17 protein-coding genes are annotated in these 22885 nt (G+C 64.2%); 10 read left to right on the top strand and 7 right to left on the bottom strand.

What is annotated here, in order from left to right; translation table 11 throughout:
• Positions 1-182: 182 nt before the first annotated feature.
• From ACODTW_RS02570 to ACODTW_RS02560, 3 genes are all read left to right on the top strand, one after another.
• Positions 183-2663, top strand: a complete 2481-nt coding sequence (locus ACODTW_RS02570; RefSeq protein ID WP_488944311.1) for a TonB-dependent receptor plug domain-containing protein — start codon at positions 183-185, stop codon at positions 2661-2663.
• A gap of 98 nt (positions 2664-2761) precedes the next feature.
• A complete protein-coding gene (locus ACODTW_RS02565) occupies positions 2762-4081 on the top strand; it encodes a spinster family MFS transporter (RefSeq protein WP_488944310.1) in 1320 nt (439 codons plus the stop codon).
• Entirely contained in the window at positions 4081-5715 is a 1635-nt protein-coding gene (locus tag ACODTW_RS02560; protein ID WP_488944309.1) for a carboxylesterase/lipase family protein, read from the top strand. Before ACODTW_RS02565 ends, ACODTW_RS02560 begins: the two co-directional genes overlap by 1 nt.
• 28 nt (positions 5716-5743) lie before the next feature.
• Here the strand turns inward: ACODTW_RS02560 and ACODTW_RS02555 are convergent, their stop codons facing one another.
• The gene (locus ACODTW_RS02555) at positions 5744-6472 is read right to left on the bottom strand and encodes an SDR family oxidoreductase (RefSeq protein WP_488944308.1); all 729 of its coding nucleotides are present in this window, start codon (positions 6470-6472) and stop codon (positions 5744-5746) included.
• Positions 6473-6588: 116 nt separating this feature from the next.
• Between ACODTW_RS02555 and ACODTW_RS02550 the strand changes: the two genes are divergently transcribed.
• On the top strand, positions 6589-7050 hold the full coding sequence (locus tag ACODTW_RS02550; RefSeq protein ID WP_488944307.1) for a YkgJ family cysteine cluster protein: 462 nt from the start codon (positions 6589-6591) through the stop codon (positions 7048-7050).
• A gap of 10 nt (positions 7051-7060) precedes the next feature.
• Here ACODTW_RS02550 and ACODTW_RS02545 read toward each other — a convergent pair whose 3' ends face one another.
• The 5 genes from ACODTW_RS02545 to ACODTW_RS02525 form a co-directional block, all read right to left on the bottom strand.
• Positions 7061-8473, bottom strand: a complete 1413-nt coding sequence (locus ACODTW_RS02545) for an aldehyde dehydrogenase family protein (RefSeq protein WP_488944306.1) — start codon at positions 8471-8473, stop codon at positions 7061-7063.
• A 44-nt stretch (positions 8474-8517) separates the two neighbouring features.
• Positions 8518-8859: a carboxymuconolactone decarboxylase family protein gene (locus ACODTW_RS02540; RefSeq protein ID WP_488944305.1), complete on the bottom strand. Its 342-nt coding sequence runs from the start codon at positions 8857-8859 to the stop codon at positions 8518-8520.
• A gap of 128 nt (positions 8860-8987) precedes the next feature.
• On the bottom strand, positions 8988-9848 hold the full coding sequence (locus ACODTW_RS02535) for a p-hydroxycinnamoyl CoA hydratase/lyase (protein WP_488944304.1): 861 nt from the start codon (positions 9846-9848) through the stop codon (positions 8988-8990).
• A gap of 12 nt (positions 9849-9860) precedes the next feature.
• The gene (locus ACODTW_RS02530) at positions 9861-11996 is read right to left on the bottom strand and encodes an acetate--CoA ligase family protein (protein ID WP_488944303.1); all 2136 of its coding nucleotides are present in this window, start codon (positions 11994-11996) and stop codon (positions 9861-9863) included.
• A gap of 7 nt (positions 11997-12003) precedes the next feature.
• Positions 12004-12786, bottom strand: coding sequence for an HpcH/HpaI aldolase family protein (locus tag ACODTW_RS02525; RefSeq protein WP_488944302.1), 783 nt, complete (start codon positions 12784-12786; stop codon positions 12004-12006).
• A 381-nt stretch (positions 12787-13167) separates the two neighbouring features.
• Here ACODTW_RS02525 and ACODTW_RS02520 point away from each other — a divergent pair, with 381 nt between their 5' ends.
• From ACODTW_RS02520 to ACODTW_RS02495, 6 genes are all read left to right on the top strand, one after another.
• Entirely contained in the window at positions 13168-13947 is a 780-nt protein-coding gene (locus ACODTW_RS02520; protein ID WP_488944301.1) for a hypothetical protein, read from the top strand.
• Positions 13948-14000: 53 nt separating this feature from the next.
• Positions 14001-14912: a DUF6282 family protein gene (locus ACODTW_RS02515; RefSeq protein ID WP_488944300.1), complete on the top strand. Its 912-nt coding sequence runs from the start codon at positions 14001-14003 to the stop codon at positions 14910-14912.
• A 76-nt stretch (positions 14913-14988) separates the two neighbouring features.
• Entirely contained in the window at positions 14989-16320 is a 1332-nt protein-coding gene (locus tag ACODTW_RS02510) for an MFS transporter (RefSeq protein WP_488944299.1), read from the top strand.
• A 28-nt stretch (positions 16321-16348) separates the two neighbouring features.
• Positions 16349-17245, top strand: a complete 897-nt coding sequence (locus tag ACODTW_RS02505; protein ID WP_488944298.1) for an amidohydrolase family protein — start codon at positions 16349-16351, stop codon at positions 17243-17245.
• Positions 17246-17249: 4 nt separating this feature from the next.
• Positions 17250-18047: an amidohydrolase family protein gene (locus ACODTW_RS02500; protein WP_488944297.1), complete on the top strand. Its 798-nt coding sequence runs from the start codon at positions 17250-17252 to the stop codon at positions 18045-18047.
• A gap of 152 nt (positions 18048-18199) precedes the next feature.
• A complete protein-coding gene (locus ACODTW_RS02495; protein WP_488944296.1) occupies positions 18200-21103 on the top strand; it encodes a TonB-dependent receptor domain-containing protein in 2904 nt (967 codons plus the stop codon).
• A 51-nt stretch (positions 21104-21154) separates the two neighbouring features.
• On the opposite strand, the gene ACODTW_RS02490 is transcribed toward ACODTW_RS02495, so the two are convergent.
• The gene (locus ACODTW_RS02490; protein WP_488944295.1) at positions 21155-22759 is read right to left on the bottom strand and encodes a GMC family oxidoreductase; all 1605 of its coding nucleotides are present in this window, start codon (positions 22757-22759) and stop codon (positions 21155-21157) included.
• Positions 22760-22885 lie beyond the last annotated feature (126 nt).

Genomic DNA, 22885 nt, shown 5'->3' with positions numbered 1-22885 from the left:
GGGATATCGAACTGCAAAAGCCATAATCAAATAAGGGAGGAGATCACATGTCGAAGGGCTGGAAATCCGCGCGGCATCTCACGCTGTCCGGGGTATCTTCTGTTGTCCTGATGCTGACATCGGCGTCGGCTGGGTCAGCGCAGACGCCGGATACATCCGACAATGTTCTGGAAGAAATCATCGTGACCGGTTCCAGAATCCGGGGCGTGCCGCCCACCGGTTCGAACCTGATCAGTGTTTCCCGCGAAGATATCGAGGCTGTCGGAGCCCCGACCACGCCCGATCTGCTGGCCAGCGTGCCGCAGTTGAACAGTTTCAACACGGCTCCGCGTGCCAGCAGCGCCGGCTTCGGGCCCTTCGCGCCGGGACTGCGGGCGTTGCCAGCGAGCGCGACACTGGTCATGATGAATGGCCGCCGGCTGGTCGGTGCGGCTGCCAACGACACCAACCCAGACTATCCGCATCTGCCAGGTCTGGCGATCGAACGGGTGGAGGTGGTTGCCGATGGCGCATCCTCGGTCTACGGATCGGATGCGATCGCCGGCGTGGTGAACTTCGTCACGCGCCAGCATTTCTCCGGGGCGGAAGCCGATGTGCGCTACGGCGTCGCCGACGGCTATCATTCGACCTATGCCAGTACCCTGGTCGGTGATGACTGGGGCACCGGGTCGTTCCTGGCGGCCTATCAATATACGCAGAACGACAATATCACGGGGGCCGACCGGGATTACCGGGTGCTGGATTTCCGGCCCTATGGCGGTGTCGACACCAGACTGACCAACTGCCCGACGCCGAACGTCCTGATTCCGCAGACCGGTGCCGTCACATACGCCGCCCCTGCCTTCGCGCCGAATACGACGAATTACTGCGACAATGGTGCGACGGTTGACCTGTATCCCCGGACACGCATGCATAGTGGTTTCCTGTCCGGTCGCCAGGAACTGGGCGAGCATGTGACCGTGTGGGGCGACCTGCTTTATTCCGACCGCAAGGACAAGATCCAGGCGGCCCCGGCCATCCAGGCGGTGACGATCCGCAATACCAATCCGTTTTTCGTGGCGCCGCCCGGTACCAATGCCACCAGCGAGACGGTCCTGTTTCGAACCGATAACCTCTATGGGTCGGACCATGTCGTGAACACGGACCGGGCCAAGGTCGGCAATTCCACGCTCGGCCTTGACGTATCCCTGCCGGGTGACCTCAATCTCAGCGCCTATGGCACCTTCGGCTGGACCACCAACGACGCCTTCATTCCTGATGTGAACCCCTACGCGCTGGCGGCCGCTGCCGCGGGCACGACGACGGCGACGGCCCTGGACCCATTTGGCACGCGCACGGCCTCTGCCGTTGCCGCCGCCATCACCGACTATTCCACCAGTGTCACGGTCAAACAGCGCACATCGCTGGGCGCCGTGAAGGTCGATGGCCCGCTGTTCAACCTGCCGGGGGGCGAATTGAAATTCGCGGCTGGTGCCGAATACCGTCGAGAGACGTTCGAGCAGCAAGGATTTGTCGGGTTCTTCCCCGTTCCGGAAGATCTTGGCCGGAATATCTATTCCGTCTTTGGTGAGATTTTCGCGCCTGTGGTCGGGGCGGATAACGAGGCGCCGCTGCTGCATCGCCTTTCGCTGTCCCTGTCGGGCCGCTATGACCATTACAGTGATTTCGGATCGACGAAGAACCCGAAGATCGGCTTCAACTGGGACCCGATCAAAGGTGTCACTGTCCGCGGTACCTATGGCCGATCGTTCCGGGCACCGGGCATGCGGCAGGTGGGCGCGACCGTCGGCGCCTACTATCTTGACGCGGCCTCGGCGGCGGTTGCCGCCCGTGACCCGACGCGCGGCGCCAACCAGGTCAACACCGTCTATTTCCGGGGCGGCAACCGCGACCTGCAGCCGGAGAAGGCCCGTACCTATTCGTTGGGTATCGACTGGCTGCCCGGTTTCCTGCCGGAGCTGCGCACCAGCGCCACCTTCTATGATATCCGCTTTACCGATGCCATCGGCGTCCCGGCCGCCGCCCTGATGTTCTCCGACCCGACGCTGGCGTCGATCGTTTACCGCAACCCGTCGGCATCACAGCTTGCCGCCCTTCTGGCGCAGGCGACGCCGGTCAATCTGCCGACACCCTTGCCCCAGATCGGTAATGTGCTGGACCAGCGACTTGGTAATTTCGGTATCCGCAAGACCAATGGTCTGGATTTTGATATTGGCTGGCGGCATCCGACGGATTTCGGCGCGGTCTTTGCCGGTCTGGCCGGCAATTACATCTTGAAATTCGACACGCAACTGTCGCCGGGCGCGCCGATTTCGAACAGCCTGAATCTGGGGCTTGCCCGGGCGACGGCACGGGCCTCGCTGGGGGCGGTCGCCGGTCCGGTTGGTGTCATCGGGTTCATCAATTACCGGACGGGCGTTAAAAGCACCTACAGCACGCCGACCGGCCTCGGGGAGTACAAGGCCGATCCCTATACGACCGTCGATCTGCGCATCTCCTGGACACTGCCCGACGGCGGCGTGACGTCCGGCACGCAGCTGGCCTTGCAGGTCAATGACCTGTTCGACCGGAAGCCGCCCTTCTTTCCCGCAACGGACGGCATCGGGGGTAATTATAATCCCATCGGCCGTTTCGTGGCGCTCAACCTGCGCAAAGCCTTCTGATTAAATGTCAGGCTACCGGCGGAAGACGTTCGTTCCCTGGTGGATGAATTCTTCTGCCGCCTCCCCCGTGCTTCCGCAGCTTCGATGAGCGTCCAGACATGACCAATGTGCCCCAGACATCGTCATCCACCATGGCCCCACCGCCGGACGCCCGCGCCTGGTATGTGCTGGGTGCGCTGTGTTTTGTCTATGTGCTGAACTTCCTGGACCGGCAGCTTCTTTCCATCCTGGCCAAGCCGATCCAGGATGATCTGGGCGTCACGGATGGGCAGCTTGGACTGATCAGCGGGCTCTATTTCGCGCTGTTCTACTGCACCATCTCCATTCCGGTGGCCTGGCTGGCCGATCGCACCAACCGGGTGCGGGTCCTGTCGATCGCCTGTGCGTTGTGGAGTGCGGCAACCGTCGCCTGCGGTCTGTCATCGACATATCCGCAGTTGGTGCTGGCCCGCATGTCGGTCGGTGTGGGGGAGGCCGGTGGCGTCCCCCCCTCCTATGCCATCATTACCGATTATTTTCCGCCGGGCCGACGGGGCACGGCACTGGGCCTGTTCAATCTGGGCCCGCCATTGGGCCAGGCGCTGGGCGTGGCTTTCGGTGCCTCCATCGCGGCGGCCTACAGCTGGCGCAGCGCCTTCGTGGTACTGGGCATGTTCGGCGTCGGGGCGGCGATTGTCGTCTGGACGACCATCCGGGAGCCCAAGCGCGGTGGGCTGGACCTGCCGGCTGCCGGTGCGATGGCTGTATCGGCGCCCGCCAAGGCACGCTTCTGGGAGACGGTGGCCATGTTCTTCGGACGGCGTTCCCTGCTGCTGCTCTCCCTGGCCGGTGGCGCCACGCAGTTCGTCACCTATGCTGTGATGAATTTCACCGTCCTGTTCCTGATGCGGGAAAAGGGGATGAGCCTGCAGGAGGTGGCGCTTTACTACGCGCTGCTGATCGGCATCGGCATTTCCATCGGCATGTTTGCGTCGGGCCGGTTGATTGACCGGTACAGCGCCCGGTCCAAGCAGGCCTATGCCTATATTCCAGCGCTGGGCCTTGCCGCCTCTGTCCCGTTCTTCATCGGCTTCGTCTGGGCGCCGGGTTGGGAACTGGCACTGCTGTTCCTGGTCGGTCCGACCATCCTGAATTATTTCTTCCTGTCGCCGGCTGTGACACTGGTGCAGGAAGAGGTGAAGCCCCATCAGCGGGTGATGTCCGGCGCCCTGTTGCTGCTGGTCATGAACCTGATCGGTTTGGGCCTGGGTCCGACTTACCTGGGGGCGGCCAGTGACTATTTCCGGGCCGGCAACCCCGATAATTCCCTGCAACTCGCCTTCTACACGCTGACCCCCTTCTATTTCCTGGCCATCGCGCTCTATCTGCTGCTGGCCCGGGTGCTGAAGGCGGAAGCGAATGGTACAGGAGTTTCCTGATGCGTTTCTTCCGCACCCTTGGCACCGTTGCCGCCGTCGCCTTGTTGACCCTCTCTGCAATGGCCGGCGACAATCCGATGGTCAATGCCCCGGCGGGCAGTCTGGAAGGGCGCGCCGTCGGTGACCGGCTTGTCTTCAATGGCATCCCTTATGCCCAGCCGCCCATCGGGCCGCTGCGCTGGAAAGCGCCACAGCCGCTGGCGACGTGGCAGGGGGTACGCGATGCCGCGTCGCCTGGGCTGGCCTGTGTTCAGCCGACCGTGACTGCCATCAGTGTCTATACCAACCCGCCCAAAACCACGGGTGAGGACTGCCTGACCCTGAATATCACCGCGCCGAAGGGGGTGACCAAGGCGCCCGTCCTGATCTGGATCCATGGTGGCACGCTGTTGAACGGCCGCGGTTTTGGGGAGATGTATGACGGCACGGAGATGGCCGCCCGGGGTGTGATGGTGGTGTCCATCAATTACCGGCTGGGCGTGCTGGGCTATATGGCGCATCCCGGCTTGAGCGCGGAGAATCCCGATGGGGTTTCCGGCAATTATGGTCTGCTGGACCAGATTGCCGCCCTGCGCTGGGTCCGCGAGAATATTGCCGCCTTCGGGGGCGATCCCGACAATGTCACCATTTCGGGGGAGTCTGCTGGCGCCCTTTCGGTCATGTACCTGATGGCGTCGCCCCTGGCCAAAGGTCTGTTCGCCAAGGCCATCGTGCAGAGCGGCTATATGATTTCAGGCCCCGAACTGAAAAAGCCAAACCATGGGGAGTTCGCGGCAGAGGCGATCGGCGCCTATATGATGGCGCAGGCGGGTGCCGCGGATGTGGCATCGATGCGGGCCATGGATGCGCAGGCCCTGGTCGATGTCGGGGCCAGGCTCAACTATTTCCCGCTGGGCACCGTCGATGGCAAGGTGTTGACGGGTCAGCTGGTGGATGTGTTCGACAGGGGCGAACAGGCGCCGGTTCCCATTCTGGCCGGGTTCAATGGCGGGGAAATCCGCACCTTGCGTCACCTGCTGCCGCCGAAGCCGGCCGATGCCGCCAGCTATGAGAGGACCATCGCCGAAAAATATGGTGATCTGACCGATCTGTTCCTGCGGCTATATCCGTCCGGCAATCTGGAGGAAAGCATGCTGGCGGTCACGCGCGATGCGCTTTATGCCTGGACGGCGGAACGGCTGGTGCGCAGCCAGACTGCGCAGGGGCAGCAAGGCTATTACTACCTGTTCGACCATGCGTATCCGGCGTCGGATGAGAAGGGGTTGAACGCCTTCCATGCTGCCGAAATACCGTATGTTTTCGGTACCATGGGCCGCACGCCGCCATATTGGCCCAAGGCGCCGGATACGCCTGCCGAGCGCAGCCTGTCGGCCGCCATGACCGACTATTGGGCCAGCTTTGCCCGCGACGGCAAGCCGGTAGCCAAGGGGCAGCCGGACTGGCCTGTCTACGGCAAGGATGAAGGCTACATGGCCTTCATCGACAGCCCGACGTCGGGCCGGCAGTTGATGCCGGGAATGTTCAAGCTGCACGAAACAGCCATGTGCCGGCGCCGTGCGGCCGGCACCATGCCCTGGAACTGGAACACGGGCCTGGTGTCCCCGGTGCTGCCGCCCGGGGGGAAGGGGTGTTGACCGGGGGCAGGGAGGTAAGGCGGGATGGTCATCCCCGACCCAGGAATGGCTGACCAATCGGCAGGATCACGGATTCCAACACGTTCACTTCGCCGGGCATCGCGGCGATACAATGGACAAGTTCCGCCACCTGTTCCGGGCGCAGCGATTGTTCGGCTGTCATACGATCCAGACCGGGGACGAAATTGGTCACGGTCGATCCAGGATGGATGATGCCGGCCGTGACACCATATTCGCGCCCATCCAACGCGATGGACCGCGTCAGCCCGTCGAGTGCGAATTTGGTCGTCGTATAGGCTGCCGTATGTTCGCGTGGAACCAGGGCGGAGATGCTGCCGATCAGCAGGATGCGCCCCTGTCGTCGCGGCTTCATCAGCCTGACCGCCGCCCGGCAGCAGAGGAAGGCGGAGGTCAGGTTGACATCCAGCACTTCCCGCCACCGCGTCAGGCTCAAATCCTCCAGCGGGGTTTTGTCGGCGATGCCAGCATTGCTGACCAGCAGGTCCGGCGCGCCGAAGTCCTGGCGAACCGCGTCGAACATGTTGTCGACCTGATCTTCCTGCGTGACATCGGCGGCGTAGGCACGGGCCCGGCCGCCAGCGGCCGTCAGTTTTGCGGCCAGCTCCTCCAGCCGGTCCTGGCTGCGGGCCACCAGGGCGACCTGCATGCCCGACCGGGCCAGCCGGTCCGCCACGGCGGCCCCGATGCCGGAACTGGCGCCGGTGACGATGGCAACTTGATGGGACAGATCCTTCATCGCGGTTCCTCGCTTGGGCAGTATGCCAGGACGATGGCAGCACTCGACCGTTCAGATCTCATGTGCCATTATCGAAGTTGATTCTACATTACCGAACTGGAAGGCGAGCCATGGACATGGACCAGAACGCCATTCCTTGCGATGGCTGCATCCATTGCTGCCGGAGCGACCAGGTGATCCTGCATCCCGAAGCAGGGGATGATCTGTCCTTCTACCGATGGGAACCGATCCAATCCGCGCTCTACCCCGGCCGGGCCGTGCCTGCGCTGAAGCGTGACCCGGCGACGGGGAATTGCGTCTATCTGACGGGGCAGGGCTGTTCGATCCATGAAAGGAGACCGGCTGTATGCCGGCGCTTCCACTGCGCCCGCACCGCACTGGCACTGGAGCAGGTTCCCCGCCACATCCGCAAGATCCTGCGCCGCCGCGGCGATGTATTTGATGAAGAGCTGCTGGAACATGGCCGCGACCGGCTGCGGCTGGCCCGGGCGATGGGATTAGAACATGTGCTCGATACCGCGCAGCAGGTGGCGGCGTTTGAACGGATTGCCGCCTTGCCCGCGCCGAAAAGGCGATAGGCCTGCCCAGTCAAGGCGCGTCGACGCCATGCAGGACGCGGATTTCGGTATAGGAGCGCAACCCCGCCACGCCCAGGCCGCGGCCGATACCCGATTCCTTGAATCCGCCGAAGGGCAGGTCAGGTGCGGCACCGCCATGGGCGTTGATCCAGACCGTTCCGGCCTCCAACTGCCGGGCCAGGGCAGCGGCCCGCACCGGATCGGCACTCCAGACAGAGGCGCCCAGGCCGAAGCGGGTGGCGTTGGCGCGGGTCACGGCCTCCTCCTCACTGTCAAAAGACAGGATGGGCAGCACGGGTCCGAACTGTTCCTCATCCACCAGCCTTGTGCCCTCCCGCAGTCCCGTCACGATGGTGGGCGCGATAAAATAGCCGGGCCGGTCCAGCGCCCCACCACCCGCCAGGATGCGCCCACCATGGGTGCGGGCGTCCTGGATCAGGGCCAGCACCTTGTCGAACTGCGGCTGGTTCTGCACTGGCCCCAGTTCCACATCCGGTTCGAAGCCACCGCCGACCCGGGACTTGCGTGCCAGCTCCGCCATGGCTTCGGCCAGGGCATCGGCGATGGGGCCTTGCGCGAAGATCCGCTTCACGGCCATGCAGATCTGGCCGCTATTGACGAAGGCGCTGGCAAACAGCTTCGGTGCCACCGCCACTACGTCCACATCATCCAGCACGATGGCCGCATCGTTGCCACCCAGTTCCAGCGATACGCGCTTCAGGCTGGCGGCCGCCGCTTCCATGACCCTCTTTCCGGTCACCGTGGAGCCGACGAAGGCGATCTTGTCGATGCCGGGATGATTGGTCATCCACTGGCCCAGATCATTGCCGCCGGACAGGGTGTTGACCAGCCCCGGCGGCAGGGTGCGGGCCGCGATCTGCCCCAGATACAGGGTCGACAGCGGCGTGAAGGGGGAGGGTTTCACCACCACGGCATTCCCCGCCGCCAATGCCTGGGCCACCATCTGCACGGCCAGGATCAGCGGCGCGTTCCAGGGAGCGATGACGCCGACCACGCCCATCGGCACATAGTCGATGCGCACCGGACCCCACGGACCGTCCCGCAGGGGACCGCCGCCGATATCCAGGGCCGCCGCCCCATCCAGCCGGTCGGCGGTCACCGCCACCTCACGCCGGGCAGCAGCCAGCGGCTTGCCCTGTTCGCGCGTCAACAGGGCGGCCAGCGGTTCGGCCTCTGCGCGGATGGCAGCGGCGAAGGCGCCGATAGTGGCCCGTCGGGTTGCCACATCCGTCCGTCGCCAGTCGGAAAAGGCCGTACGGGCGGCGGCGACGGCCAGGTCCAGTTGGTCCCGGCTGGCGTCGGGTGCCATGGCGAAGGCTTCCCCCGTGGCGGGATCAATCACGGGAAAGGCCGACGCGGCGGCAACGCCAACGCCGCCGATGGAAAGCAGGAAATCAGTCATCACATACCTCTCATTGGCGCTTATCAAGACGCCGGAGAGAAAGATCAGTCCGTCTTCCCCGCCGCCTCGCGCGCCTGGATGACTTCCAGGAACTTGCGGCTGGCGGAGATGGCGGACGGCCAGGAGGCGTAGAAGGCGAGATGGGCGAGCGCCTCGCCGATCTCCTCCTTCGTCAGGCCATTGTCGAGGGCAAGGCCCAGATGCGCCGGCAATTGTTCGGGCCGGTACATCGCGACCAGGGCCGCGACGGTGATCAGGCTGCGGTCGCGCTTGGACAGGCCCGGGCGCTCCCACACCTCCTCGTAAAGCACCCGGTCGGTCAGGTCGACCAGGGCCGGGGCGACGGCCGCCAATTCGCTTCCCTTGGCACTGCTGGGCCTTTTCATGGGACTGCTCCTTCCTATCCTATCCGGTCCCTCAGGCGCCGGGCGCCGCCATCCGGCGGCTTGGCTTACGCGGCATGTGCCGCGCGACGGCAGTCGCCGCCGGGCCAGCGGTCAGGGGACCGCTGGCATCATTCCGGACGATTGTAGGTGCCCATGCCGGGCCGGAAAGTCTTTTCGTCCAGGAACTGCTTCAGCCCCTGTTCCTTGCCGCGTTCGGGATCGACGAAATTGGTCTGGTCGACCTTGGCCGTCAGATATTCCGCCGCCTGCTCCCAGTCCATCTCGCGGGCATATTTATAGGCCAGCTTGGCCTGACGCAGCACGGTCGGGTTCTTGCCCAGCAACGTGCGGGCCAATTCGGCGGTGCGGGCGCGCAGCCTGTCCTTGGGCACGGCCTCATTCACCAGACCCAGGGACACGGCCTTGGCGCCGTCGAACTGTTCACCGGTCATGACGTAATACAGCGCCTGACGGTCGCCCATCACGGTGGCGATGGCCTTGGATACCACGCCGCCGGGAATGACGCCCCAATTGATCTCCGACAGGCCAAACACTGCCTTTTCATCGGCGATGGCCAGATCGCAGCAGATCAGCGGGGTGAAAGCGCCCCCGAAGCACCAGCCATTGACCATGGCGATGGTCGGCTTGGCATAATGCATCAGGTTCCGCCATTGCCAGGCGCGGGTGGAACGGTAGGCGCGGTGGCGTTCGATATCGCCCAGCCCGTCGGTGGCGCGGAAGAAATCCTTCAGATCCATGCCGGCGGAAAAGGCCTCGCCCACGCCCGTCAGGACGATGACGCCGCAGCGTTCATCGGTTTCCAGCGCGTCCAGCACCTCGTTCATCTCCCGGGCCAGACCGACGCTCATGGCGTTGCGTTTGGCGGGACGGTTGATCTGCACCCAGGCGATCCCGTCATCGAATTCGACCAGGACTTCCCGGCCGCCGGGGACGGGCTTGGGTTGCGCGATGGCTTCTGCTGTCGTCATGTTATTCTCTCCTCAATCCGTAATGAACAGAGCGTCGAGCGCCATGACCCCTTCGCCCCGGGCGAAGACCGTCAGGGGGTTGACGTCGATTTCCTTAAGGCGCGGGTGGGTGCGCAGGATGTTGCCCACGGCCATGATGGCGTCCGCCACGGCCCCCACATCGCGCGCCGGCTTGCCCCGGAAGGGGCCCAACAGTTTGGCGCCGCGCATCTGATGCAGCCGTTCCAGGATCTGGGCCCGGCCGGCATGGGCAGGCAGCATTTCCAGCGCGTCCAGCGCCTCCACCCAGACACCGCCCAGCCCGAACAGCACGAACGGCCCCCATTCGGGATCGTTGCGCCCGCCGATGACCAGTTCCAGACCGGGCCGCGCCATTTCCTCGATCAGGATGCCTTCCACGGCGCCGTCGGGAATGGCCTGGCGGGCGCGGTCCATCAGGTCCTGCCAGCCGGCCCGCAGTGCCGCCTCGTCCGGTACGCCGACGATGACCCCGCCCACCTCGCTCTTGTGGGCCAGCGACGCCGCCTGCAACTTCATGACGATGGGATAGCCGATGCGTGCGGCCAGTTGCGCGGCGGAATCCACGTCGCGGAAAACCAGCACGCCGCGCGGAATGCGCACGCCGAATTCCGACAAAACCGCCTTGCCTTCATATTCCGGCAGCGATCCCCGGCGCGGCAGGGCGGCCACGGGACCCGTGCGCCGCGACCGCCCGGCGATATGGGCCGGCACCGCTGCCTGGCGCTGGATGGCATGGAAGGCCCGCAGCGCCCGGTCAGGCGACCGGAACAGCGGCGTGTCGGTCTCCCGGAACCCGGCGATGCAGGCGAGGTCCAGCGCCGCCTCGTCCCCGATGATGGCGACGGCCACGGGCTTTGGCGCGGTAAGGGCCAAGGGAGCGATCACTTCCGCCTTGGCCCGCTGCTGCCAGGGGCCGCCACCGGCCAGGGCCAGCAGGACGGAACCGACCGCGGGGTCGGCCATCATCACCTCCGTCGTGCGGGCGAAGACCGACGCGTCGGAGAAGCCGGCAATACCGACATCCAGCGGATTGGATGCCTCGCATTGCGGGGGCAGCAACTGGCGCAATGCTTCCAGTGTTTCCGCTGCCGGCACCGCAACGTCCAGCCCGATCTTCTCGCAGAAATCCAGGCTCAGGCCCCGGATGGCGCCGGAATTGGTGATGATGGCGACCGCCCCCGGTTTTGGCATGGGGAAACGGTAGAGGATGGCGGCCACGTCGAACAGTTCATCCATGGTTTCGACCAGGATGACGCCTTCATCCTCCACGGCGGCTTTCATCACGGCATGGTCGCTGGTCAGGGCGCCGGTATGGGACTGGGCCGCGGCGCGACCTGACGCGCTGGCACCGGGATGGACCAGGATGATGGGCCGCCCCGCCTCCCGCGCCATCCGGGCCGCCGCCAGGAAGGCGGCGGGGTCGCGGATCTGTTCCACATAGGCGGCGATCAGGCTGGCGCCTTCGGCCACCAGATAGCGGATGACGTGGTCGATACGGACGACGGCCTCGTTACCCGTGGTCACCACATGGCTGATGCGGGCCCCGCGTGCCAGCAAGGCGGAGCGGATGTTCGACGCCATGGCGCCGCTTTGCGCGATGACCCCGATATGCGGCCCCTCTGCCGCCGGCTGGAATTCCAGCGATTCAAAGGAAAGGGCGGCACCACTGGCGTAATTGGCGAAACCCATGCAGTTCGGCCCCAGCAGGGCGAGGCTGCCGGCACGGCAGATACGGGCGATTTCCTCCTGCTCCCGCGCGCCCGCCTCACCCGCTTCCCGGAAGCCGGCGGCGAAGACGATGGCCCCGCCGACACCGCGGTCGATGCAGGCTTCGATCGCCTCCCGTACGGCCTTGCGCGGCACGTTCAGCACCGCCACATCCACGCCGTGGGGCAGGGCCTGGATGGAAGGCAGGCAGGGGATGCCGCTGATCTCGCTGCGGGTCGGGCTGACCAGATGCAGGGGACCCGTGAAACCCGATCCCGTGATGTTCCGCAGCACGGCCCCACCCACCGATGCCGGGTCGGGAGAGGCGCCGGCAATGGCGATGGAGCGGGGACGCAGCAGGCGCGTCAGATCCATGCGGGAAGGCGGCTGCCCTCCCGTTCCATAATCATCGGTCTGCATAAGGGACCTACCCTCGGTTGGTGCGGAAGGGCGCGAACCGGTCCGCGGCCCCCTTCAGCGCGTTCTTGTACATGACCATGTCGGACTGCCAGGCGATGTAGCGGGCGCCGCGGTCGATCCAGCCCTTCAGGCCGTCCGGATTGCTGGCCACCACACCGAAATGCCGGCCCGCCCGCTGGCAGGCGGCCACCACCCCGTCCACGACCTTCTGCACGTCCGGATGGTCCGGGTCGCCGGGATGGCCCAGCGACTGGCTGAGATCGCCCGTGCCGATGAAGGCAACGTCCAGATGGCCCACGGCGCACAGCGCGTCGATATCGGCGGCCATGCGAGCATTTTCGACATGGACGACAATTGTCGTGTCGCGGTTGGCCTGTTCGATATAGGTCCTGGCCGGCGTGAAGGCGTAATCGCCGGCGCGGCAGCCGGGCGCCCAGCCGCGTTCGCCATGGGGATGGTATTTGGCGCGGCGGATGACGGCGCGGGCCTCTTCCGCCGAATTCAGCGATGGCACCTGGATGCCGCTGGCCCCGCTGTCCAGCGCGTGCAGGATGTTGGCTTCACCGGCATCGCTGGTGCGGACAATGGCGCTGATCCCGACCAACTGGGCCGCCCGGATCAGATCCTCGATCTCCCCATGCGTGAAATTCGCATGTTCGCTGTCGATGATGATGAAATCAAAGCCGGCCAGGCCGATCATCTCGACAAGATTGGGCGACGCGAATTTGACGAAGGTGCCGAAGGCCGGCTCGTCATTTTCCAGGCGTCGCTTGATTAGACTGTTGATCACACCGTACCTCCCGCCAGCGACGTCTCTTGGAACGGGACGTCTGCCGTGCCTTCATCCAATGCAATCGGCGGGGGGGAATCAAATGCTGATTGCGGTCCCATTCGATAACAATGTGGTATCAAAGCTGTTGGCGGGCTGACCGATGCCGTGACGGCATCAATCGAAGATTAAAAAGAATTAGACTGAAGATGTCATTGCCTTCCTACTGATGAAATCGGCCCATGCCGAAAAATACATAATTGTTCCCCGGGAGGCGGTGTGTACGGAAAGAACGACTTGCGGGCCTCGCTGGCGCCACCGGCGCCGAAGCCGCCCGCAGCCCCCTTCAAACCAGCATCATACGGGCGTTTTTACGAGGAAACGCCGGTTGAGGACGGGGATTTGGCCCGGACCTGGCTGACGCGGGGTCAGAATCTCATCATCGCCTACAGCCGTGTGTCTGCCGATGCGATATTGTCCCGGGTGGGCCAAGTGGATGAATATGCCCTGGTCCTGCCCGATGCCGGGCTGAGCGTGGAGATCACGGCCGGCGACCAGACGGAGATGGCGCATGGCCCTTGTGTGGCCTTCATTCCGCCGGGGGACAGCAGCGTCCGGGCCCTGGGCGAGGGCGATCTTTACCGGCTGATCACGGTTCGTTCCACGGATCTGGCAGCCCGCTGCAGCAATGCCGCGGCCTATGCGACGCCCGACCCCAATGTGCCGGAATTCGCACCCTGGCCCGACCCGGTCGGCGGCTGGCGCATCCGCGTCTATTCGGGCGACGTGCCGGGCCAGCAGGGCCGTTTCGGCCGCCTGTATCGCTGTTCCACCATCATGGTGAACCTGACCAGCGGCCGGTCCGGTCCGCGCGACCCGGCCGATCTGTCACCCCATCACCATGATGATTTCGAACAATATTCCGTCGCCACGGCCGGCACCTTCATCCATCACCTGCGCTGGCCCTGGACGGGGAACAGCGCGCATTGGCTGGATGACAGCCACGAATTCTGTGCCAGCCCGTCAGTGGCGGTGATCCCGCCGCCGGCGACGCACACATCGCAAGGCACGGCGCCGGGATTGAACCGGCTGCTGGATGTCTTCTGCCCGCCGCGCCGCGATTTTTCGGCCCGCGAAGGCTGGGTGCTGAACGCGGCGGATTATCCGGCCCCTGAACTCTGACCTGACGGACACGAACCGCGGTCAACGCGGCGTTTATGAAACGGGAGGAAGAAATGACTGACCCCAGGATTGATGCCCTGCTTGTCGGTGCTGTTGACCTGCACTGCCATAGCGGCCCGTCAGTGATGCCGCGCAGCCTGAACCATGTGGAGGCGATCCATCAGGCGGAAGCCGCCGGTCTGCGCGCGATCCTGTTCAAGGATCACTATTATTCGGTGACGCCAGTGGCCGAGCTTCTGAAGGAGACGATGAAGCCGAAGATCGAGCTGCTGACCGGCGTGCCGCTGAACAACACCACGGGCGGGCTGAACCCCTATGCCGTGGAGCACGGGTTCAGGCTGGGTGCGCGGCTGGTCTGGATGCCCACCTTCTCCGCCGCCAACCATATCCGGCATTCCCACCGCCGCCAGTTCCTGCCCACCAAGGAACAGATGCTGGCGCCGACGGCCTTGTCGGTCGTGGACAACCGTGGCGCCCTGGTGGACGAGGCGAAGGTGATCCTGGACCTGATCGCGTCGTACGACGCCATCCTGTCGGCGGGGCATCTGCATATCAGCGAGATATGGCCCCTGTTCGCGGAGGCGAAGCAGCGCGGCGTAAAGCGGCTGCTGGTCAACCACCCGACCTTCCTGATCGACGCCAATGCCGCTGACATGAAGGAACTGGCCGCCATGGGCGCCTTCCTGGAACATTCCTGCTGCATGTGGGCGGGGGTGCAGGGGCGCAACTACACGCCCGACAGCCTGGACAAGGTGATCAAGGCCGGTGGCGTCGACAGCACGATCATCGGCTCCGATCTGGGCCAGGTTGGCAACCCGTCGCCGGTGGACGGGTTCCGGCATGTCATCGGCATGTGCATCGGCCTGGGTTATTCTGACGATGACATCCGCAAGATGATCGGCCTTAACGCCGCCCGGCTGATCGGGCTGGACGAACCGGCGCGCCAGTCTGCCGCGGCCGAGTGACGGTGCCTGCAAGGGGACGGTGCAGCCATATCGTCCCCGCAAACGACAGAAGTCGGAAAACCGGGAGAGACGCACCATGTCGGCCAATCCGCTGGATGCCATCGCCACCATGCCGATGCGCATGCGGCAATATGTGATCATCGCGCTGTGCTGTCTGATCAACATCACCGAAGGCTACGACATGATGTCGGCGGCCTATACAGCCCCTCTGTTCACGGCAGAATGGAACGCGCCGCGCGCCGCGCTGGGCCTTCTGTTCAGCATGGGGTCGCTGGGCCTGGCCATCGGCGCCTTCGCGGCGGCACCGATCGCGGAAAAGATCGGGCGGCGGGGCGTGACCTTCATTGCCCTGCTGGGCATTACCCTCTCCCATGCCCTGTCGGCCGTCGCCAGTTCCATGGAAATGCTGACCGTTCTGAAGTTCCTGATGGGGCTGGGGCTGGGCATGCTGGTGGTCAGCCTGAATGTGCTGGTCTCCGAATTCGCCAATAATGACCGCCGCAACCTGATGCTGTCGCTGCTGCATACCGGCTTCAGCATGGGCATGACCATCAGTGGGGCCGTGACCGGCCTGTTGCTGGCACCCTATGGCTGGCGTGCCGTGTTCGTGGTGGGGGCCGGCATCAATGTCGCACTGCTGGTTGTGCTGGTGCTGTTCATGTGGGAATCACCCACCTACCTGCTGACGGCGCAGCCCCGCAACGCCTTGCCGCGCCTGAACAAGATTCTGGCGGGCCTGGGCCAGCCCTTGCTGTCGGCACTGCCGCCGCCACCGGAAAAGGCGCGCAAGGCAAATAATCGGGCCGTGGCGCTGCTGTCTGCCGACGTCCGGCGCCTGTCGGTGCTGATGTGGACGGCCTCCTTCATCTATGCGGTGGTGGGGTACTTCCTGCTGAACTGGAAGCCGACCGTGCTGGTGGAGGCGGGCCTGACCCCGACGCAGGCCAGCTTTGCCGGCGTCATCCAGGGCATTGCCGGGTCGGTCGGCCATATCGCGGTCGGCATGCTGGCCAAGCGGGTGGGGGAAGGGCGCCTGACGGCCATCTTCTTCATCATCATGGGGGTGGTGCTGGCCCTGTTCGGCAATTTGCAGGCGGGGCCGCCGGTGATGATCGCCATGGCCTGCGCGCTGACCTTCTTCACGGTTGGGTCCTATACCGGTGTGTTCCTGACCACCATCGCCCATTATCCCCTGCATCTGCGCAGCTTCGGCGTCGGCTTTGTCGTCGGCTTCGGCCGTGCCGGGGCGGTAATCGGTCCTTTCATCGGCGGACTGTTGCTGGGCGCCGATATTGGGCGGGCCGTCACCTTCGTCATCTTCGCGGTGCTGAGTGTGATCCCGGCTGTGGCCATGCTGTTCCTGGGCCGAAAGTCGGACCCGGGTACACAAGCCGCCGCATCGGCGTGATGTCAGTTCAAGAGAAGAGGGGTTAGCCATGGGCGGGGCAACCAGCCGGGAACCGATTTTTGACGCGCATGCGCATGTCTTCACCAGCGACGACCAGCTTTATCCCATGGATACGCGCAACGCGCGGGAGGGGGAGGACAATCTGCGCCGCCGCATCGCCGCCGAGCCGATGACGGGGGAGCATCTGCTTCAACAATGGGAGGCGACGGGCATCATCGGCGGGGCAGCCGTCCAGTACAACACCATCTACAAGAAGGATAACCGCTATCTACTGGACATGGCCGACGCCTATCCGGACCGGTTCTCCGCCGTCGTCATGCTGGATGCCCAGGACCCGGAGACGCCGGCCCGCATCGACCGGATGGTGGCCGACCATGCCATCGTCGGGCTGCGCCTGTTCGGCTATCCGGAGCAGGACGGCAGCTATCCCTGGCTGGACAGCGAGGCGGCGTTGAAAAGCTGGCAGGCCGCCGACCGTCACGGCCTGACCATGGTGATCATGTATGCCCCGGGGGTGCCGTCGGCCGCTGCACTGGAGCGCATTGCCCGCCTGGCCTGCCGGTTTCCGCGTCTGCGCATCGCCCTGGACCATTTCGGGTGGCCGGGCGGGGGACCGCCGGATGCGCTGGGGCTGGTGCCCGAACTGGCCGCCATGCGCCGCTTCCGCAATGTCTATTACAAGCTGACCACCATCAATTTCCGCATGTTCGACAAGGCAGGCGTTGACTATGCGGTCTTTGTGCGGCGGGCGGCCGATATCATGGGGGCCGACCATATCATGTGGGGGTCCGACGTGGGCAATACGCCGGAAAGCTATGAAAGCATGACGGCGCAGGCGCGTTCTGCGGCCAGCCTGCTGACCCCGGACGAACAGCGCCTTTTCCTGCGTGCCACCGCCCGCAGCCTGTTCCAACGCGGCAGGTAATCCGATGATCGCAGAACCGCCCATCGTCGACGCGCATGCCCATATCATGACCCGGCGCATGCCGTTCCGCGACGACGCCTGGACCCGTCCGGACTATGAATATACGGCGGAGGATTTCATCGCCGATCTGGACCGGCATGGCATTGCCTTTGGCATCGTCACCGCCGCCAGCCTTTATGGCGACTATAACGACTATACCCTGTCGGCGCTGGCCCGGTACAAACGGCTGCGGGCCACGGTGATGCTGGAACCCGACACCGATGCCCAGACCATCCGGCATCTGCGCGACCAAGGCGTGGTCGGGGTGCGCATGCAGTGGAAGGTTGATGCCACCCTGCCCGATTTCGCCAGCTTTCAATACCGGAAATTCCTGAACCGGCTGGCCGATTGCGGCATGCATGTTGAACTGAACGCCAGTGCAGCCCAGCAGGCGCTGGTCCTGCCCGTCCTGGCAGCGCACGGGATCGACATTGTCGTCGACCATTTCGGTCTGCTGCGCGCACCCGACGGGATGGCGGGCGACGGGTTCAAGGCCATCCTGCGGGCCGTCGCCCAAGGGCGGACCTGGGTCAAAGTGTCTGCCGGGTTCCGCTTGGACCCGGATCTGTGCCGGGCGGCAGCGGCACGGCTTCTGGCCGAGGCCGGGGGTGGCCGCCTGCTCTGGGGCAGCGATGCGCCATTCGTTGGCAAGGAAGCGGATGTTTCGTACGGGGAAACGATTGCGCTGTTCTTGGATCTTTTCCCGGACGCGATGGTGCGCCGCCAAATCTCCGACGCGGCCTTGCGCCTGTGCTTCTTCTGATCCGAAAAGCGGGCAGTCTTACAGTTTGATACCGGGTCGTTATCAATCAAACCGCCAGTGGCATTGGACTTTCGTCATCGTATAACGAAATATGAAATTAACAAACAATGCGCATCCCGAATGACAATGAAGCGGGAGGGAGGAGAAACAAGATGATCCAAGTGCAACGTCACAAGTCCGACAATGGATTTTCGCGTCGGCGGGGCCGGTTCTCGTTGAACCTGGGTGCTGTCAGCCTGCTGGCGCTGGGCGCCAGCCTGGTCATGCTGGCCGCCCCCCAGCAAAGCCTGGCGCAGCAGACGCCCACGCAGGCCGCCGCCTCTCCGCTGGATGAATTGGAAGAGATCATCGTTACTGGCACGCGCATCTCCGGCTTTACCGCGCCCACACCCCTGACGTCGATCGGGGCCGTGGAGATGCAGGACCGGGGTGTCAGCACGGTCGCCGACCTGTTGCGCGACGTGCCGCAATTGAAGGTGAACCAGAATATCGGCAAGTCCAGCGAACCGATCGGCGCATCGAATGCCGATCTGCGCGGCCTGGGGACACAGCGCACATTGGTCCTGATCAACGGCAATCGCGTCGGCGTCACCGATCCGGCCGGCACCATCGATACCAACATCATCCCGGTCGCCCTGATCAAGAATGTGGAGATCGTGACGGGCGGTGCCTCTGCCGCCTATGGTTCCGACGCGGTGGCCGGCGTGGTCAATTTCGTGCTGGACAAGTCCTTCGAAGGTGCGCGGGCCGATGTCTCCTACGGCGTGTCGGACTATGGCGATTTCCGCCGTCCCAAAGCCAGCGTTGCCGTTGGTCATAGTTTCCTTGATGGAAAGATGCATGCGGAGATCGCCGGCGACTTTCTGCATAATTCCGGCCAGACCAGCCAGGCTGAGCGTCCCTGGGGCCGGAACCGGACGGTGCAGCTGACCAATTCCGCCTATACGCCCACCAACGGGCAGCCGCGCCTGCTGATCGTCGACAACGGCGTCTTCTCGCAGATGACACCGGGTGGCGTTGTCGGCCTGTCGGGCGGCAAGAATACGCTGGCCCAGAGCCTGGCGGCGCAACTGGGCTTCGCGCCGGGGACCGGCGTGCAATTTGGTGCCAATGGCCAACCGATTCCGTTCGAATATGGCACCAATATCGGCGGCACCTATATGCAGGGTGGCAACGGCTATCAGGTGATCGATGACGGCAACCTGCTGCCGGAAATCGAGCGCGAGAGCGGCTATGGCCGGATCAGCATGGAGGCGACCGAGGACATTACCCTGTTCGCCGACATGCTTTATTCGCAAGTGCATGCGGAATCCGATCTGGCACCGAACCCGGATACCGGCACCCTTCAGATCCGAAACGACAACGCCTTTCTGGCCAGCTCCGTGAAGGCGGCGATGGCGGCCCTGAAGCTGACCAGCATTCCGTTCGGCCGCATCAATGTCGAAGATGGCAATTCCATCTTCAAGACCACGACCAAGGCCCGGCGCTGGAGCTTTGGTGCTGAAGGGTCGCTGGGCGGTACCTGGTCCTGGAGCACCACCGGTCAGATCAGCCGAAACACCTATGATCAGGCGGCGCTGAATAACCGCATCACCCAGCGCTGGAACTATGGCATCGACAGCGTGGTCAACCCTGCCACGGGTCAGCCCATCTGCCGTGTGCAGTTGAATAATCCGAACCCGACGGCCGCGCAGGACCCTTATGGCGACATCCGCGGCTGCGTGCCGATCAATCCCTTCGGTGCGGGGTCCATCAGCCCGCAGGCCCAGGCCTATTATCGGGGTACTTCGACCACCTATGCGGAGATGCGGCAGGAAGTCTATGCCGCCAACATCTCCGGCTCTCCCTTTGCCACCTGGGCGGGGCCCGTATCGGTGGCGGCCGGTGCTGAATACCGAACGGAAAAGACCGTGCAGACATCGGATGCCAATTCAGCGGTCAGCCGCTGGCGCTCGATCAACGCGCAGCCCTTCACTGGTGATTACAATGTGAAGGAAGGCTATACCGAAATCGTTGTGCCGCTGGCGGAGAATGCCCCGCTGGCCAACAAGCTGGAACTGAACGCCGCCGCCCGCTACACGGATTATTCGACCAGCGGCGTCGTCTGGGCCTGGAAGGTCGGCGGCAATTACGAACCGGTGGCCGATGTCCGGTTCCGCGGCACGATCTCCCGCGATATCCGCGCGCCCAACAATTTCGAACTGTTCTCCCGCGGCAATCAGGTGATCAACCAGATCATCGACCCGCGTACCAATATCGGCCGGCAGACGACGCAGATTACGGGTGGAAACCCGGAGCTGTTGCCGGAAAAGGCCGACACCTACTCGGCTGGTGTTGTCTATCAGCCTGGCTGGCTCAGCGGATTCCGCGCTTCCTTCGACTATTACAATATCAAGGTGAAGGACGCGATATCGGTCGTGGCGGCACAGGACATCGTGAATTTCTGCTTCAAGGGGCAGAGCGTCTTCTGTTCCGGCGTTATTCAGGTGAATGATATCATCACCGGCGTGAACATCATCCCCTTCAACGCCAACTCCCAAAAGGTGGCGGGCGAGGATCTGGAGGTGGAATATAATTTCGACCTGGAACTGGCCGGCACCGATGGTGACATGCGCCTGCGTCTGCTGGTCAACCATGCCGACAAGCTGTCGACCACGGCCAATGGCGTGACCAACGACTATGTCGGGCTGGCCGGCATCTCCCCGCCGCCGCAGGGCATCCCGGAATGGCGTGTCAATCTGAACGCAAATTACAGCTTCGATGACTGGAAGGTTGGCGTCGGCTATCGCTACATTTCCGGCGGCAAGATCGACACGCGGTTCAACCGGACAGTTCTGGATATTGCCGACAATCGCATCAAGGGCATCGGCTATTTCGATGCCAACCTGTCCTGGGATGCCACGGATAATGTCACGCTCTACGGCTCGGTGGAAAACCTGACCAACGAGGACCCGCCGATCACGCCCAACGGCATCGTGCAGCCGACCATCGCCAATTCCCCCTTCTTCGACAATCGCGGCCGCTACTGGGTCATCGGCGCGCGCGCCAAGTTCTGATCCCATTCCCCTCGACTGGCGCTGGAGCGTTGACCGCTCCGGCGCCTTTTTTTATGGGCTGGTCAAGATCAGGTCCGACGCCTTTTCCGCCACCATGATCACCGGAGCGTTGGTGTTGCCACCGGGTACGGTCGGCATGATGGAGGCATCGACGACACGCAGATTGTCCACACCGATGACGCGCAGGGCCGGGTCGACCACGGCGCCGTCGCCCGTACCCATGCGGCAGGTGCCGACAGGATGTTGGGTGATGCGCAGATTGGTGCGGATGAAGGCGTCCAGTTCGGCATCGCTCTGGCAAGCCGCACCGGGCTTCGTTTCCTGCGGGGCGAGGGTGGACAGCGGGGCCGTGTCGAACAGACGGCGCAGCGCCCGGATTCCGCGCCGCAGTTCAGCATAGTCACGCTCCTGTGACAGCAGGTTCAGCCGGATGCGGGGGCGGTCGGCGGGATCGGCGGAACGCAGGCTGACCTGCCCCCGACTTTCCGGGTGCAACTGGATCACCATGATGGAGAACCGGTCGGCCAGCTTCCGGCCCATGCCCGGCATCCACAGCTTCGCATCCAGCCTGACGGGCATCACCATCAACTGGATGTCCGGCCGGTCCAACGCTGGCAGGGTCTTCAGCAGGGCTGCACAAGAGGTGACCTGTGAGGCGAAAGGACCGGTGCCCAGCAGGGCCCAGCGCAGCACCGACAGGGCAGCCCGGTCGAAGCGAAGCTGGTTCAGGAACGTATCGGTGGCGGCGGCGTATTCCGCATAGACCATGGGATGTTCGGACAGGTTCTGCCCCACGCCGGGACTGTCCACCCGCACGTCGATGCCATGGTCACGCAGATGTGCCCCCGGTCCGATGCCGGACAGCATCAGCAGGTGCGGCGAATTATAGGCACCGCCCGACAGGATGACATCGCCGCTTGCCCGTGCCTGCCGGACGACGCCATCCCGGCGATATTCCACGCCCACGGCCCGGATGCCGTCGAACAGGATGCGCGTCACCTGCGCCGATGTCTCCAGCTGCAGGTTGGGCCGTTTCAGCGCCGGGCGCAGATAGGCGCGCGCCGCACTGGCGCGGCGGCCCCGGCCGTCCACCGTCACCTCGCTGAGCGCGAAACCTTCCTGCTGATCCCCGCTGAGATCGTCACTATAGGGAAAGCCCGCCGCGGCGGCGGATTGCAGGATCTCGTCCGTCAGCAGGGCGGGATGGCGCACAGGTGATACGGACAGGGGACCGTCGCCGCCATGATGGGGGCCGGCGCCGCGCCAACTGCTTTCCATCCGGCGAAAGTATGGTAGCACATCGTCATGCCCCCAGCCGGGACAGCCAAGGTCGCGCCATTCATCATAATCACGCGCGTGGCCGCGCATATAGATCATGCCGTTCGTCGTGGAACAGCCGCCCAGCACCCGCCCGCGCGGCAGGGGCAGTGTGCGTCCGTCCATGTTGGGTTCGGGTTCGCAGACATAGCCCCAATCCTTGGCCGGGTCGCCCATGGCCGCCATGAAGCCCAGCGGCATGGCGTGGAAGGGGCTGGCGTCGCTGCCCCCGGCTTCCAGCAGCAGCACGCGGCGGCTTCCATCGGCGCTGAGGCGGTTGGCCAGAACGCAACCGGCCGAGCCGGCGCCGACGATGATGTGGTCGAACTCCTGCGTCACGCATTCCTCACATCTCAAGAATGATCTGTTGCACAATAACGGAAGATGTTCAACAATAGCAAACGAAGAGACGCCCAGGGCGTCTGACCGGCCCCCTGTGCCGATGATCCCCCTCCATCCAAGACT

It is taken from the genome of Niveispirillum sp. FG148, from assembly GCF_057809655.1.
This window is presented reverse-complemented; position numbering and strand designations above follow the sequence as displayed.